Annotated in this window: 9 protein-coding genes and 1 tRNA gene; 2 read left to right on the forward strand and 8 right to left on the reverse strand. The window is 61.0% G+C overall.

Translation table 11 applies throughout. From position 1 onward, the window contains the following. Positions 1-41: 41 nt before the first annotated feature. The 4 genes from arfA to M1E02_RS12620 form a co-directional block, all read right to left on the reverse strand. Positions 42-1,583: an arabinosylfuranosidase ArfA gene (arfA, locus tag M1E02_RS12605; RefSeq protein ID WP_479374611.1), complete on the reverse strand. Its 1,542-nt coding sequence runs from the start codon at positions 1,581-1,583 to the stop codon at positions 42-44. A 79-nt stretch (positions 1,584-1,662) separates the two neighbouring features. Further along, entirely contained in the window at positions 1,663-2,973 is a 1,311-nt protein-coding gene (locus M1E02_RS12610; protein WP_479374612.1) for an ABC transporter substrate-binding protein, read from the reverse strand. Between the two features lie 87 nt (positions 2,974-3,060). After that, positions 3,061-3,858, reverse strand: a complete 798-nt coding sequence (locus M1E02_RS12615) for a carbohydrate ABC transporter permease (protein ID WP_479374613.1) — start codon at positions 3,856-3,858, stop codon at positions 3,061-3,063. Between the two features lie 13 nt (positions 3,859-3,871). Further along, complete coding sequence (locus M1E02_RS12620) at positions 3,872-4,810, reverse strand: carbohydrate ABC transporter permease (RefSeq protein WP_479374614.1); 939 nt, start codon at positions 4,808-4,810, stop codon at positions 3,872-3,874. A 191-nt stretch (positions 4,811-5,001) separates the two neighbouring features. Between M1E02_RS12620 and M1E02_RS12625 the strand changes: the two genes are divergently transcribed. Further along, positions 5,002-6,033, forward strand: coding sequence for a LacI family DNA-binding transcriptional regulator (locus M1E02_RS12625; RefSeq protein WP_479374615.1), 1,032 nt, complete (start codon positions 5,002-5,004; stop codon positions 6,031-6,033). A gap of 648 nt (positions 6,034-6,681) precedes the next feature. Here M1E02_RS12625 and M1E02_RS12630 read toward each other — a convergent pair. Next, positions 6,682-6,763, reverse strand: a tRNA-Leu gene (locus tag M1E02_RS12630). A gap of 206 nt (positions 6,764-6,969) precedes the next feature. On the opposite strand from M1E02_RS12630, the gene M1E02_RS12635 reads away from it, so the two are divergent. Beyond that, on the forward strand, positions 6,970-7,575 hold the full coding sequence (locus tag M1E02_RS12635; RefSeq protein ID WP_247044559.1) for an ANTAR domain-containing response regulator: 606 nt from the start codon (positions 6,970-6,972) through the stop codon (positions 7,573-7,575). 86 nt (positions 7,576-7,661) lie between these two features. Here M1E02_RS12635 and pyk read toward each other — a convergent pair whose 3' ends face one another. From pyk to gltB, 3 genes are all read right to left on the reverse strand, one after another. Next, positions 7,662-9,155, reverse strand: coding sequence for a pyruvate kinase (gene pyk, locus M1E02_RS12640; RefSeq protein ID WP_479374616.1), 1,494 nt, complete (start codon positions 9,153-9,155; stop codon positions 7,662-7,664). Between the two features lie 72 nt (positions 9,156-9,227). Further along, complete coding sequence (locus tag M1E02_RS12645; protein WP_479374617.1) at positions 9,228-10,685, reverse strand: glutamate synthase subunit beta; 1,458 nt, start codon at positions 10,683-10,685, stop codon at positions 9,228-9,230. Next, positions 10,678-15,294 carry a glutamate synthase large subunit gene (gene gltB / locus M1E02_RS12650; RefSeq protein ID WP_479374618.1) on the reverse strand — a complete coding sequence of 1,539 codons (4,617 nt, stop codon included), beginning with the start codon at positions 15,292-15,294 and terminating at the stop codon, positions 10,678-10,680. The genes M1E02_RS12645 and gltB overlap by 8 nt, the downstream gene beginning before the upstream one ends. Positions 15,295-15,544: the final 250 nt, after the last annotated feature.

A 15,544-nucleotide genomic window follows, 5' to 3' on the forward strand; every position in this document is an offset into this window, starting at 1 on the left:
CAGCCAGCGTGATCCATCGGGAAGAATTGGGATCGGCAGTATCAGGCCTGGTCTGCGATTGTTAGGACGATGGCGGCCCAGGAGACCGCTGGCAGCGACACACGGACCTGCTTGGCTGTATGTGTTGCTTTCAGCGGTGTGAGACGCACGTTCTCAGGTTTGTCCTGTGTGTTGGTGGAGAAGCGATCGCCGCCGGCCGGGGAAGCGAGGATTTCGGCCGAAACCAGCTCCACAGTCACACCTTCGGGCAGCTCTACTGTGATGTCGGCGTTCTGGTCCAATGATTGGTTCGCCGCGAAGAGAGAAATGGTCCCGTTTGCGGGGTCGAAGATGGCGGAGGCATCGACGAGGACACTGTCCTGACCAAGGCTCGGAGGAATGGCGTCGACTTGTACCTCAATGACGGAACCTCGGCTAAGGGATGCGACCTTCGCAAAAGGGTGGAAAGTTGTCTGCCGCCAGGCTGGTCCGTTCTCTTCGCTGCGGATGGGGGCGATGACGTTGACAAGTTGGGCGAGGTTGGCGATTTTGACCCGGTCTGAGTGGCGCAGGAGGGAGTTCAGTAGGGTCCCGAGGACCACGGCGTCGGTGACGTTGTATTCGTCTTCGATAAGCCGGGGGTGCTCCTGCCATTCGGACGCCGCGAGTTGTGCCTGATAAGCCGGGTCATTGAATCTGCTCTGATACCAGATGTTCCATTCGTCCAGTGCGAGGTCGACCCTGTTGGTGTGGCCGCCCTCGGCCCGGACGGAATCAGCGATTTGGATGACGTCTTCGATGTAGCTGTCCAACTTTGCGGCCACTGTCAGGAACTCCTGAGGCTTTCCCTCGTGTTCCTGGAAGTAGGCGTGCAGCGAGAGATAGTTGACGTGCTGATACGTGTGCGCCAGCACCGTGCGTTCCCAGGTTCCGAATGTTGGCATGTCCATTGCCGAGCTGCCAGCGACGACGAGTTCGATTGTCGGATCGACCAGGCGCATGGCTTTTGCTGTTTCTGCTGCCAGGCGGCCGTATTCCTCGGCCGTCTTGTGTCCGATCTGCCACGGGCCGTCCATTTCGTTTCCGAGGCACCACAGACGGATCCCGAACGGCTCTTCGGCCCCGTTTGCCCTTCGCTGGTCTGAGAGTTGGGTTCCGGAGGGGTGGTTGGTGTATTCGACGAGGCGGCGGGCCGCGTCGATGCCCCGGGTTCCGAGGTTCACCGCTTGCATGATTTCGACGTCGGCTTTCCTGGCCCAGGCGACGAATTCGTGAAGCCCGAAGGTATTCGGTTCGATCTCGTGCCAGGCAGCTTCGAGGCGCCGCGGACGCGATTCGACAGGGCCGACCGTGTCTTCCCAGTCATAGCCGGACACGAAATTTCCGCCCGGGTATCGCACCACTGTTACACCCAGTTCGCTGGTGAGTGCGAGAACGTCTTTGCGGTCTCCGGCCTCATCGGACGTTGCGTGCTCGGGTTCGTGGATTCCGGTGTACACACATCGGCCCATGTGCTCTACGAAAGATCCGAAGAGTCTTTGGGGGACGTTGGCGATGACGCGTTCAGGGTCAAGGGAGATCCGTACTGGGCGTGATGAAGGCATGGACGTGCTCTTTCGATGGTGAGGGTGGGAAGGCTGGGTCCTTCGGTTGTCAGGACCCAGCCAACGGTCCGGCTGTCAGTTAGCGGGTGATCGAGTCGGATACAGCCTGGATGTCCTTGAGGGCATCTTCGGCTGATTTTCCGGAAACGACTTCCTGCAGCGCCACTGCGATCGCATCGTTGAGCTTCGGGTTCTTCAGCTTGCGACCATAAATTGCGGCGTTGTTGGCTTCGGTGACGAGTGCGACGCTATCCTTGGCGGTCTGCGATGCGTCAGCGGGAAGCTGCACAGAGATCTTTTTATTGACCGGGGAACCCTGAAGAGTGTTGATGAAGATCTGCTGTCCCTCGCCCATGGTCATGAAGTCCACGAACTTCATTGCTGCTTCCTTGTGGTCTGATTCTTTGTTTACAGCCAGCGCAAAGTCGACGCCCGTGGTTGCCACGGCGTCCTTCGGTCCGATCTTGGGGAACATAGCCATGCCGATGTCATCGTTCTCAACCTTCGTGCCCTTCTTCTCGGCATTGGGGATCACTGCGCTGATGTGCCAGGAACCGGTGGGAAAAAAGGCGCTCTTGCGTGCGTAGAAGTAGTTGTCGGAGCCGTCCGGGTAGGTGCTGGTTCCCAGGGCGCCATCCTGGAAGACGCCGTTAGTAAAGAGCTCCTTCCAGGCATTCATCGTGTCGACAAAGGTTTTGTCGGTCCACTTGAGGGTTCCCTCGTCCGCCTTGTAAATATCGCCGGGGCCGTACTGCTGGCTGAGCCAAACGAAGAAGTCTCCGTTGTGCCAGGCGTCTTTGGCCCCCATCGCCATGGACACGACGCCCTTGTCCTTCAGCTCCGCCGACATGGCCTTCAGTTCCTCGTAGGTGGAGGGAAGGGTGGTGATGCCGTTCTCGGCGAGGAGAGTCTTGTTGTAGAGGTAGTACTCCATACCTGCCCCGATGACGGGCATGGCCGCGATTGTTCCCTTCGACGTCGTGGTCTCACTGACGGCGTTCTCGGAGATTGTGTCCTTCCAGCCCGCCATGTATTTATCAGCCAGTTTGTCCATCGGATCAGCGAAGCGCGAATACTGCTCCAGCATGCCTCCGGTCTGCACCCCGAAGAGATCCGGTCCGTCGCCGCCTGCTAGTGCAACCTGGAGCTTCTTCTCGTACTCCTTGAAGTCAGCCGTCCGGGTCCAGTCGATTGATATGTCTGGATACTTCTTGTCAAATGACGCTTTGAGGTCGGCGTATTGCTGGTCAGTTGGAACCCATGTCCAGAAGGTAAGGGTGGTCTTCTCGCTGCCGGACGGGGCGGCTTCCGGCGTGGGGGCGCAGCCGGACAGCAGCAGTGCGAGCGAAACAGCAACAGCTGCCCCAGCCTTGAGTCCGTGGGATTTCATTTTCGTGAGATACAACTGAGTACTCCTTTGTAGTTCGGTTTGTGAGGTTGCGGCCGTAGTCGCGCTGGGGGGGGAATGCTTAGGTGCTCAGCTCTTGACCGAGCCTGCCGTGATCCCGGCCTGGAGGTATCGCTGGCTCAGCAGGTACACAATCACGGAAGGAATCGTCATGAGGATCAGAGCGGCGTACAGCTGTGCAATCTGCTCAGGGGATTGATTTCGTGAATCCATGAAGTAGGTCGCGGCGATGGTGACGGTGTAGTTGGCCTCGTCCCTGATGAAAAGGAGCGGTATGAGGTACTCGTTCCAGGAGTAGACGAAGGTCAGTACGCCCACAGTTGCGATGATCGGGGTGCTGAGGGGAAGCATGATGCGCAGATAAACCCCAAGGCTGCCTGCTCCATCCATGTTGGCCGCCTCGATAATTTCGTCGGGAATGCCCTCGTAGTAGCTGCGCATAAGCAGCAGCATGATGATGGAGTTGAACGCGACCAGAGGCAGGATCACACCGCCGAAAGTGTTCAACAGGTGCAGGCTCTTGACGGTGAAGAACATTGGCATCGTCACGGATGCTATGGGAACGGCCAAGCACGCCAGCAGCAGGAAATACAGGACTTCCTTTCCTTTGAAATGCATTTTTGCAAAGGCGTAGCCAGCCAGAGATGTAACGGCTATGACAATGACCGCCGTAGTCAGCGCGATCATCATGCTGTTGCCGATGACCTGGAAGTAGTGGATGTTGGGGTTGTTCAGCACGTCGAGGTAGTTCCCGACGCCGTTGATCGCAAAAGACTTCGTGACCGCGATGTAGATCGGATACATCCAGATCAGGAAGAACAGGATGAGGACGCCATACATGATGGTCTTGGTTCCGGTGCGTTTCATTGGTGATGGTTCCTTATTTGGCCCGGGCGGCGGAGATTTTCATCTGCACCACGGAGAGTGCCACAGCGAGAATGAGGATCATCACGCCGATGGCTGCCGAGTAGCCGCCATTGAACTGCTCGAAGCCGGTCTTGTAGAGGAAGGTGTTCAAGAATTCGGTGGATCGTCCAGGGCCGCCGCCCGTGAGGAGCATGACAATGTCGAAGGTTTTCAGTGAACCGACGATTCCCAGGATGATGAGTACGTTTGTTGTGGGACGCAAAGACGGAATCGTCACACGGAACAGGGTCTGCCAGAAGTTTGCACCGTCCAATTTCGCTGCCTCATAGAGCTCTTCAGGAATGGACATCAGCCCGGAGAAGTAGATCACCATGGAGAAGCCCATCCATTGGAAGATGTTCACCACGATCACCGAAACCAAGGCCCACTGTGGGTCGCCGAGCCAGGCCTGCGCCATGAAGCCCAGGCCGAGATCGTTCAGGGTGGTGTTCAGGCTGCCGAAGTTTGCATCAAGCAGGATCCGAAAGATGGCAGCAATGATGACCGGCGTCATGGCAATAGGCAGGAAGAAAGCGGCCTTGAAGAAATTGCTCCCGGGCAGCTTCTCCTTCAGAACAACTGCCAACAACAGCCCCACCCCTGCCTGAACCGTCACCGTCGCGACCAGGAAAACGAGGTTGTTGCGGGTCGCGGTCCAGAACGTCTGGTCCTGGAACAGCTCCACGAAATTCTTCACACCGATAAAATTCATCTCGGCGCCGATGCCGTCCCAGTCGGTGAAACTGGCGAACAGGGAAAACCCGATGCAGTAGTAGATGAAGCATCCGGAAATCAGGAGGATCGGCAGCACATACAAGTACGGCGCGAGGCGGCGGCCGATTTTTGTCGGTCGGCGCTTCAGTTCTTCCGAAGCACTCGAGCGGGGCCGCTGAAGTGTTGGGGTTATAGTCATGGAACTCCGTTGTCGGGATATGTTAGCGCTGCCACGGCAACTGCTGAGAATCATTGCATAGGATGCCGGTGCTTGCCTAGGGCCGCATGGAAACTTCTCAGAACTCCACTCTGAGTCTTGTGCCACTCCATGTCTGCGCTAACATGGCAGGAGGGCCGCAGAATAAGCCAGACATGGTCATCGGGAGAAGCATGCCAGAAGTTAAGAACAGTCGTTCCCACGGCGGACCCACGGTGTCCGACGTCGCAAAGCTCGCTGGCGTTTCTGCACAAACCGTCTCCCGCGTCTCTAACTCCAGGACAAATGTGGACCCGGGCACGCGGGACCGTGTGCTGGCAGCAATGAAGACCCTCGGCTACCGTCCGAACCTCGCCGCCCGTTCGCTGGTCACAGCGAGAACCCGCAACATCGGGTTAATCACCTCCACCCTTTCCAGTTACGGCACGATGCGGACACTGGAGGCTATCTCGGATACCGCACTGGAACTCGGCTACACGATCACGCTCATGCCGCTAAAGCTCCCGTCGGCCGGTGAGGTATCAGGCGCCGCAGCCAACATGGCTCGCCAGGATGTCGATGGCATCATCGTCATGGTTGAATCGAGCGTGCTCGAGCAAGCCACCATGGACTTGCCATTTGGCATTCCAGTGGTCGTCACGGACGGCGATGTGGGTCACCGCTTCCAGTCGGTCGACAGCGACGCGGAGCCGGGAATTGCTGCCGCGATCAAGCACTTGGTGGCGCTGGGGCACCGATCCATCTCGCATGTTGCCGGCCCGACGGCATCCTACGACGCGCGCATACGCCGCGAGCTGTGGGAATCGGAACTCCGCGCCCACGGTCTTTCGGTTCCTCATGTTTTTTATGGCGATTGGTCCGCCCGATCCGGCTACCATATCGGTTCTCATCTCTCAGAGCTGAATGAGGCAACAGCAATCTTCGCGGCAAACGACCAAATGGCCCTCGGGATAGTCCGGGCTTACGCCGACTCCGGGAAGTCGGTACCCAAAGACCTCAGCATTGTCGGTTTTGACGATATGACAGAGTCCGAACAGTTCATTCCCCGGCTAACCACCATCAGACAAGACTTCGGAGAGTTGGGACGCCGCGCACTGAAGGCGGTCATCGAACGAATCGACAACAAACAGCCACACAAAGCGATCGACGCCGTCCCCACAGTTTTCATCGAACGCGAAAGCACCGGAACCTCACCCTCCACCTAGCACCACCACTACGCCCACTCACGATATCGGCGTCGGCTCAGGCCCGGATGCGCCCTGTCTATATCCAGACAGCAGCGACCGTTCCCGCTGGAAGGCGGCACGTCCCGTTGGGACAAAAAGTAGCCCTTCAAACAGACAGTACCGGCCCGCCGGCTCCTATGACGGCACCAAAGGACAACCAGTTGCGAAATTGAAGACCTATCTCCAACAGCCCCTCTCCGAGCGCGAACAGATCCTCGCCGCGACCGACGTGGAGGCCGTAAAGCAGACGTAAGTGTGGACAATGTCCACACCACCTTTGGCCCTACAAATGTCCTTACCGGCCCACGCACCTAGACGACTTGGAGCAGCTAGTCAGGAAAAAGTTTAGAAAAAGTTGGCCCAAGTCATGTCATCAAGACAGGCACGGGCCATGAACAGGTAAGCGCCAACCAGGCCACCACAACCAAGAAAGGAACGCATAGCCCCAGTTCAGACACAGCACGCGGAGGGCCCGCTAGCCAAGGGTCCTGAACCCGCCACCCACACACCTAAATAGGCCACTGCGGCGGCCGGGCCACAGCCCGCGAACCTAGCGTCAGAGGGACGCCAGCACAAGCTTTGTACACACGTTAAAGCAAAAATCCCCTCCGGCGAGGGGATCTGCTGTGCCCGAGGTGGGACTCGAACCCACACACCTTTCGATACCGCATTTTGAGTGCGGCGCGTCTGCCAATTCCGCCACTCGGGCGCGGATTACACCGAAGTAATCGTAGTCTCAACGCGAGGGTGAGAGCAACGCGATAACTTCCAGTGCGCGGAATTACTCTACATGCAGATAGGCTGAATTCCAGAATCGCGCCAACGCCGCCGCAACGAACCATGTACGTCCGAGTACTGGCGGGAGCGCGCACCTAAAATGGTCATGTTCCCGCCGTACCTTTCCAAGGAGATCCCGTGTCAGAACAGACGGAGTCAAACCCCACATCCCAGCCGGCGCGCAGAGTTGTAGTCGCGGAAGACGAAACACTCATCCGCCTCGATATCATCGAGATCCTGCGAGGCGAAGGCTACGACGTCGTCGGCGAAGCGGACAACGGCGAAAAGGCAGTGCAGCTCGCAGAAGAGCTGAAGCCGGACCTCGTCCTGATGGACGTCAAGATGCCCGTCATGGACGGCATCTCCGCTGCCGAAAAGATCGTCAAGGCCAGGATTGCCCCGGTGGTCCTGCTCACGGCCTTCAGCCAGAAGGAACTCGTGGAGCGCGCCCGCGACGCCGGCGCCATGGCCTACGTGGTCAAGCCCTTCACCCCCGCTGACCTGATCCCCGCCCTGGAGATCGCACTGTCCCGCCACGAGGAGATCAAGGCACTCGAAAGCGAGGTATCCGACCTCCAGGAGCAGTTCGCCACCCGCAAGCTCGTAGAGCGCGCCAAGAGCCTCCTGACCACCAAGATGGGCCTCACGGAGCCGGAAGCTTTCCGCTGGATCCAGAAGACTTCCATGGACCGCCGCCTGAGCATGCGTGAAGTTGCCGAAACCATCATCAACCAGGTCAACTGAGCAGCAGCAACACAAAATAAAACAACTAAGGAGGGTCCCCGCCATGTGGTGGGGACCCTCCTTAGTTGTCTAGCACCACAAAGGTGTCAGGACTTCTGCTTCTTCTCGGGCCACGGGCCCAGCTTCTCCTTGTTGCTGACCGCTTCGTCGCCCTGGCGTGAGGTATCGGCGAGGTCGCCTACCTTGTGCACCTTCAGCGAGTTGGTCGAGCCGGCTTTTCCGGGAGGGGAACCGGCAGCGATGACCACGAGGTCGCCGTCTTCCACCAGTTCCATATCCAGGAGGCTGCGGTCAACCTGTGCGGTCATTTCATCAGTGTGGCCAACCATCGGCACGAGGACCGGCTGGATGCCCCAGGTGAGTGCCAGCTGGTTCCAGACGTGCTCCACCGGAGTGAACGCGAAGACCGGCTTGATGGGGCGCAGACGCGAAAGGCGGCGTGCGGAGTCACCTGACTGGGTGAACGTACAGATGTACTTTGCTTCCAGCTGATCGGCGATTTCGACGGCGGCACGGGTGATGGCGCCGCCACGGGTCTTGGGCTTGGTTCCCAGCGGAGGAACGCGCTCGAGTCCGTGAACTTCGGTGGACTCGATGATGCGGGCCATCACCTTGACGGTTTCGATCGGGTACTTGCCCACGCTGGTCTCGCCGGACAGCATGACTGCGTCGGCGCCGTCGAGCACTGCGTTGGCGCAGTCAGAGGCCTCGGCGCGGGTGGGGCGCGGGTTGTCGATCATGGATTCGAGCACCTGGGTGGCGACGATGACCGGCTTGGCCCAGCGGCGTGCCAGTTCAATGGCGCGCTTCTGGACAATCGGCACTTCCTCGAGCGGCAGTTCAACGCCGAGGTCGCCACGGGCAACCATGATGGCGTCGAAGGCGTCGATGATCTCGTGGAGCTGCTCCACGGCCTGCGGCTTTTCGATCTTGGCGATGACCGGCACGCGGCGGCCTTCTTCGTCCATGATCTCGTGAACGCGCTTGATGTCAGAGGCGTCGCGGACGAAGGAGAGGGCAACCAGGTCCACTCCGCGGCGCATGGCCCAGCGGAGATCGTCCTCGTCCTTTTCGCTCAAGGCGGGAACGTTGACGGCAACACCGGGCAGGTTGATGCCCTTGTTGTTTGAGACCATGCCGCCGACAGTCACCTGGGCGACCACCTTGACGTCGTCGACCTCAATGGCGCGCAGGGCAACCTTGCCGTCGTCGATCAGCAGGGCGTCGCCCACGTTGACGTCGTCAGTGAGGCTCTTGAGCGTAGTGGAGCAGATTTCCTTGGTGCCCGGGACGTCCTCTGTGGTGATCGTGAAGGTGTCCCCTACGCTCAGCTCGTGCGGTCCGTCGACGAACCGGCCCAGGCGGATCTTGGGACCCTGGAGGTCGGCCATGATGGCGACGGCCTTGCCCAGGTCCGCAGCGGCCTTGCGCACGTTCTCGTACGTACTGTCGTGCACGGTGTAATCGCCGTGGCTCATGTTCATCCGGGCCACGTCAACGCCGGCTTCCAGCACCGCGAGGGTGTTCTCATAGCTGGAAATAGCCGGTCCGAATGTGGCAACAATTTTTGCGCGTCTCATATGCCTACCCTAGTAGTGTGTTGCGTTGATTAAGCTGTCGCGGAGATGAATTTCCGCTGCCCGCGGATGTGGCTACAGAACGGCGATTGCCCGGTCTGTCGGAGCCACAGGAGCGGGAAGGATGGTGCTTCCCATCAGGAATTTGTCCACAGCTGCCGCGCACGCACGGCCTTCTGCGATGGCCCACACAATGAGTGACTGTCCGCGTCCGGCGTCGCCGGCAACAAACACACCTTCGGTGTTGGTCATGTAGTAGCCGTCGCGGGCCACGTTGCCGCGGCCGTCGAAGTCCGCGTGAACCTGCTGGGTAATACCGGCCGGTTCCGGACCCGTGAAGCCCAGGGACAGGAACACGAGGTCTGCCGGGATGACCCGCTCGGTTCCGGCTTTCGGGAGCCGCTTGCCGTCGACGAATTCCGTCTCCGCTACCTTCACGCCCGTCAGCTTGCCGTTCTCGCCGACAAACTCAACAGTAGAGGCCAAATATGTGCGTTCCCCGCCTTCTTCGTGGGCGCTTGCCATTTCGAAGAGCGTAGGAAAAGTGGGCCACGGCTGGTGCCCGGCACGCTCGGCCGGCGGCTGCTTGCCGATGGCGAGCGTGGTCACGGAGGCCGCCTGGTGGCGGTGTGCCGTGCCGAGGCAGTCAGCGCCGGTGTCTCCGCCGCCGAGAATCACCACGTGCTTGCCCTTCGCATGGATCTGGTTCTCCACGGCCTCCCCCGCAACCACGCGGTTGGCAGGGACAAGGTAATCCATGGCGAAGTGAACGCCTTCGAGTTCCCGGCCGGGAATGCCGAGGTCGCGGGGAACGGTGGCACCCGTGGCAATAACGACGGCGTCGTAGCGGCGGCGCAGCTGTTCCCAGGTCACGTCGGTGCCCACTGCAACACCGGTCCGGAAGCGGGTACCTTCGGCCTTCATCTGCTCAAGGCGGCGGTCAACCTGCTCCTTCTCCATCTTGAAGTCGGGGATGCCGTAGCGGAGGAGTCCGCCGATCTTGTCGTCGCGCTCATACACAGCCACAGTGTGGCCAACCCGGGTGAGCTGCTGCGCAACGGCAAGGCCTGCCGGGCCGGAGCCCACCACTGCCACGGTCTTGCCCGTGAGCCGGGTGGGTGGCAACGGGTTGACCCAGCCGTTGTCGAAGGCTTCATCAATGATGGAGACCTCAACCTGCTTAATGGTCACCGCAGGCTGGTTAATGCCCAGCACGCACGATGCCTCACAGGGAGCCGGGCACAGACGCCCCGTCCACTCAGGGAAGTTGTTCGTGGCGTGCAACCGCTCAATCGCTTCCTCGCCCTTGTCCCGCCACATGAGGTCATTCCACTCGGGAATCAGGTTGCCGAGGGGGCAGCCCTGGTGGCAGAACGGGACGCCGCAGTCCATGCAGCGGCCGGCCTGGCTCTTGAGGACACCCTTTTCCTGGGCCTCGTAAACTTCCTTCCAGTCCATGATGCGGACGGGAACGGGACGGCGTGGCTGAGTCTCACGCTGGCGTACTTTTAGAAATCCGCGTGGATCAGCCACCGGTCACCTCCAGGATTCGAGACCATACTTCTTCGCCGTCGGGGTCCAGGCCCTCTTCGATGGCGTCAAGACGGGTTTGCAGGACTGCCGCGTAATCGCGCGGCAGCACTTTGGTAATACGGGCAGCGGTGTCATCGAAGTTCTCGAGCAACCGCGTGGCAAGGAGGGATTCGGTCTCCTCGACGTGCTTGACCAGCAGGCCGTGCACGATGTCACGGTCCTCTGCATCCAGTTCGCGGAGCTGCAGCTCCCCCGACTCCAGGGCGTCCTTGTTGACGCGGGCAACCTGAAGGTCCAGCACGTAGGCGGTTCCGCCTGACATGCCGGCGCCGAAGTTCCGCCCGGTGCGGCCGATGATCAAGGTCTGGCCACCGGTCATGTACTCGCAGCCGTGATCGCCGATTCCCTCGACGACGGCAGTGGCACCGGAGTTCCGGACCAGGAAGCGTTCACCCACCTGGCCTCGGAGGAACATCTCACCGCTGGTGGCGCCGTAACCGATCACGTTGCCGGCAATGACGTTCCGCTCAGCCTGGAAGATGTTGCTGCGGTCCGGCCGAACAATGATGCGTCCGCCCGAAAGCCCCTTGCCGACGTAGTCGTTGGAGTCTCCGTACATGCGCAGCGTGATGCCGGCAGGAAGGAAGGCACCGAGGGACTGCCCGGCGGTACCGTTCAGGCTGATGTCGATCGTGTCAGTAGCCAGGACGTCCGTACCGAAAGTCTTGGTCACAACGTGGCCCAGCATCGTTCCGACAGAGCGGTCCGTGTTGATGACGTCCAGCGAGATCCTGACCGGGCTGCGGTCAGTAAGCGCTTCGGCAGCCATGGTGATCAGCCGCTGGTCGAAGTGCTTGTCCAGCTCGTGGTTCTGGCCGGTCAGGTTCCGCAGCGGCGCGTCGTCGTCGAACTCGAGGCCGTGAAGGATCGGATCCAGGTCCAGGCCTTCGGCCTTCCAATGGTTGATTGCTTCGCGGGTGTCCAGCATCTCTGCATGGCCGATCGCCTCTTCCAGGCTGCGGAAGCCAAGCTGGGCGAGGATCTCGCGGACTTCCTCGGCCAGGAACTCGAAGAAGTTCACCACGAACTCCGGCTTGCCGTTGAAGCGGGCCCGGAGTTCCGGGTTCTGCGTAGCCACGCCCACCGGGCACGTGTCGAGGTGGCAGACGCGCATCATGATGCAGCCCGATACCACCAGCGGAGCGGTGGCGAAGCCGAACTCCTCGCCGCCGAGCAGCGCGGCGATTACGACGTCGCGCCCGGTCTTGAGCTGGCCGTCCACCTGGACCACAACGCGGTCGCGGAGGCCGTTGAGCATCAGCGTCTGCTGCGTCTCAGCAAGTCCCAGTTCCCAGGGAACCCCGGCGTGCTTCAGCGAGTTCAGCGGCGAGGCGCCGGTACCGCCGTCGTGACCGGAAACCAGTACGACGTCGGCCTTCGCCTTCGTAACACCGGCGGCAACCGTGCCGATCCCCACTTCGGAGACGAGCTTGACGTGAACCCGGGCCGAGGGGTTGGCGCGCTTAGCGTCATAAATGAGCTGGGCGAGGTCCTCGATGGAGTAGATGTCGTGGTGCGGGGGCGGCGAAATGAGGCCAACACCAGGAGTGGAGTGACGCGTCCGGGCAACCCAGGGGTAGACCTTCTGCGCCATCAGCTGGCCGCCTTCGCCGGGCTTTGCACCCTGGGCCATCTTGATCTGGATGTCGTCAGCGTTAGTGAGGTAGAGGCTCGTAACACCGAAACGGCCCGAGGCGATCTGCTTAACCGCTGAACGCCGCTCCGGATCCAGCAGGCGGTCAACGTCCTCGCCGCCTTCGCCGGTGTTGGACTTTCCGCCCAGTCGGTTCATGGCGATGGCAAGCGTCTCGTGCGCTTCCTTGGAAATTGATCCGTAGCTCATCGCGCCGGTGGAGAAGCGCTTAACGATGCTTGAAACGGACTCCACTTCCTCAAGCGGCACTGTAGGACGCACCCCGGACTTGAACTTCAGGAGCCCACGGAGGGTCATGAGGTTCTCGGACTGGTCGTCCACGCCCCTGGTGTAGGACTTGAAGATGTCATAGCGCCGTTCACGCGTGGCGTGCTGCAGGCGGAAGACAGTCTCCGGGTTGAACAGGTGGGGTTCGCCGTCGCGCCGCCACTGATATTCGCCGCCGCCCAGCAGGGGCTGGTGCGGCAGTTCGATACCGTTCTCCGGGTAGGCCATCTGGTGACGGGCCGAAACCTCGGCCGCGATAACGTCCAGCCCGACGCCGCCCAACTGCGAATGCGTTCCGGAGAAGAATTCGTCCACGAGTTCCTGCCCAAGGCCCAGGGCCTCGAACGTCTGGGCTCCGGTGTAGGAGGCCACAGTGGAGATACCCATCTTGGACATGATCTTCAGGACGCCCTTGCCGAGCCCCTTGATGAGGTTGTAGACGCCGTCCTGCGGAGTGACACCGAGGACGTCGCCCGAGCTGATGAGCTGCTCCACGGATTCCATGGCGAGATACGGGTTCACGGCTGAGGCGCCGTAGCCGATCAGCACGGCAACGTGGTGCGTCTCGCGGACGTCGCCGGCTTCCACCACAAGAGCCGTCTTGGTGCGGTTGGCGCTGCGCAGCAGGTGATGGTGCACGGCACTGACCAGCAGCAGCGACGGGATGGGTGCCCACTGCGCGTTAGAGTCACGGTCCGAGAGGACGATGTACTGCACACCGCGGTTGATGGCCCCCGAAACCTGCTCGCAGATTTCAGTAAGCCGGGCACGCAGAGCGTTTTCGCCACCCTCGGGCCGGTACAGCCCGCGGACCTTCATAGCAACCCTGTCGCCGTCAGGGCTTTCGATGTTGGCAATCTTTGCGAGCTGATCGTTGTTAATGACCGGGAACGGCAGCTGGACCTGCGGCTGCCGGACCTGCTTGGTGTCCAGCAGGTTGCCGTTGGGGCCGATGGCACACGTCAGCGACGTGACCAGTTCTTCACGGATCGCGTCCAGCGGCGGATTGGTGACCTGCGCGAAGGACTGCACGAAGTAGTCGAAGAGCAGCCGCGGGCGCTTGGACAAAACAGCCACAGGCGTATCGGAACCCATGGCCCCGAGAGGTTCGGCTCCGGTGCGTGCCATGGGGCCGAGCAGGATCTTCAGCTCTTCGGTGGTGTAGCCGAACGTGCGCTGGCGGATGTTGACGGAGGCCGCGGTGTGGACCACGTGCTCACGCTCGGGAAGGTCCTTGAGGTCAATGAGGTTGTCCTTGACCCACTCGGCCCAGGGATTGGCGGCGGCTACCTCGGCCTTGACCTCGGCGTCGTCGATGATCCGGCCGGCGTCGGTGTCCACAAGGAACATCTTGCCGGGAGAGACGCGGCCCTTTTTGACCACCTTGGAAGCCTCGACGTCGATAACGCCCACCTCGGAGGCGAACACAATGAGGCCGTCCTCGGTGATCCAATAGCGGCCCGGACGCAGACCGTTGCGGTCCAGCGTGGCACCGACCAGGTTGCCGTCAGTGAAGGACACGGCTGCGGGGCCATCCCACGGTTCCATCAGCAGGGAGTGGTACTCGTAGAACGCCTTGCGGGCGGGATCCATGGTGGCGTGGTTTTCCCAGGCCTCGGGGATCATCATCATGATCGAGTGCGTAATGGGGCGTCCGGACAGCCACAGCAGCTCCGCTACTTCATCAAAGGAAGCTGAGTCGGAGGCACCCGGGGTGCAGATGGGATACAGCTCTTCGGGCGCATCCCCCAGCAGCGGGTTGGCCAGCTGGGACTGGCGGGCCCTCATCCAGTTCCGGTTTCCCTTGACCGTGTTGATTTCGCCGTTGTGGGCGATGGTGCGGAAGGGCTGCGCCAACGGCCACGAGGGGAACGTGTTGGTGGAGAAGCGCGAGTGGACGATCGCCAGCTTGGTCTTGAAGCGCTTGTCCGAAAGGTCAGGGTAGAACGGCTCCAGCTGGGCGGTGGTGAGCATGCCCTTGTAGACGATGGTCCGGGACGAGAACGACGGGAAGTACACGCCGAACTTGTTCTGGGCGCGCTTACGGATCCGCCAGGCGCGTGCATCGAGTTCGTTGCGGTCCAGCTGCTCGCCCGTACTGGAGGCAAGGAAAGGCTGCGAGAAGTAGGGCATACAGGCGCGGGCCATGGCACCCACCAGGTCAGCGACGATGGGAACCTCGCGCCAGCCAAGGACAGTGAGGCCCTCATCTGCAGCAAGCCCTTCGATTCCTGCCTTGGCGGCATCGGACTCCCGCTGCTCGGCGGGGAGGAAGGCTGTACCCACGATGTACTGGCCGGGGGCGGGAAGTTCGAAGTCGGTGACAGCGCGGAAGAACTCATCCGGCACCTGCATCAGAAGGCCGGCGCCGTCGCCGGTACCTTCATCGGCGCCCACGGCGCCACGGTGCTCCAGGTTACGCAGGGCAGTCAGGGCAGCATCAACAATGTCGTAGCCGGGTTCGCCGCGGAGCGTGGCAATAATAGCGAGGCCGCAGGCGTCCTTCTCTTGCTCAGCGTTGTACAGGCCGCGGGACTCCGGCAGCATGGCGAACCGCTTGAACGGCGACATGGCCGCCTGGGACTGGCTTGGTTCTGACCAGTTGGGGCTGTGAAGAGTTTGGGTCATGGGAGACGTCCTTCCTCCTGATCGTGCGTATGGAAGGGACAACGTTGGCCCGGCTTTGAGCACCACTGTGATGGGCGCAACAAAGTGTTAGTACTTGGAATTGTAGGCCAGAGGGCCCTGCTCAACTAACAGTTACGCAGGTCTATGACCCGGGCTTGACCGGTCAGCAGCTGTGTGCTGGCAGGGCGGGCCCTCATGCCACGACGCTGTGGAGCGGGCTCTCGGAGCGGTAACTCTGATGCCCTGCTTT

Source organism: Arthrobacter sp. Z5-13 (assembly GCF_056499105.1).

Bases quoted from the DNA above. Each gene is read 5' to 3' on its own strand.
- M1E02_RS12615 (WP_479374613.1), bottom strand. From the start codon at position 3,858: ATGAAACGCACCGGAACCAAGACCATCATGTATGGCGTCCTCATCCTG.
- M1E02_RS12610 (WP_479374612.1), bottom strand. From the start codon at position 2,973: ATGAAATCCCACGGACTCAAGGCTGGGGCAGCTGTTGCTGTTTCGCTC.
- M1E02_RS12625 (WP_479374615.1), top strand. From the start codon at position 5,002: ATGCCAGAAGTTAAGAACAGTCGTTCCCACGGCGGACCCACGGTGTCC.
- pyk (WP_479374616.1), bottom strand. From the start codon at position 9,155: ATGAGACGCGCAAAAATTGTTGCCACATTCGGACCGGCTATTTCCAGC.
- arfA (WP_479374611.1), bottom strand. From the start codon at position 1,583: ATGCCTTCATCACGCCCAGTACGGATCTCCCTTGACCCTGAACGCGTC.
- gltB (WP_479374618.1), bottom strand. From the start codon at position 15,294: ATGACCCAAACTCTTCACAGCCCCAACTGGTCAGAACCAAGCCAGTCC.
- M1E02_RS12620 (WP_479374614.1), bottom strand. From the start codon at position 4,810: ATGACTATAACCCCAACACTTCAGCGGCCCCGCTCGAGTGCTTCGGAA.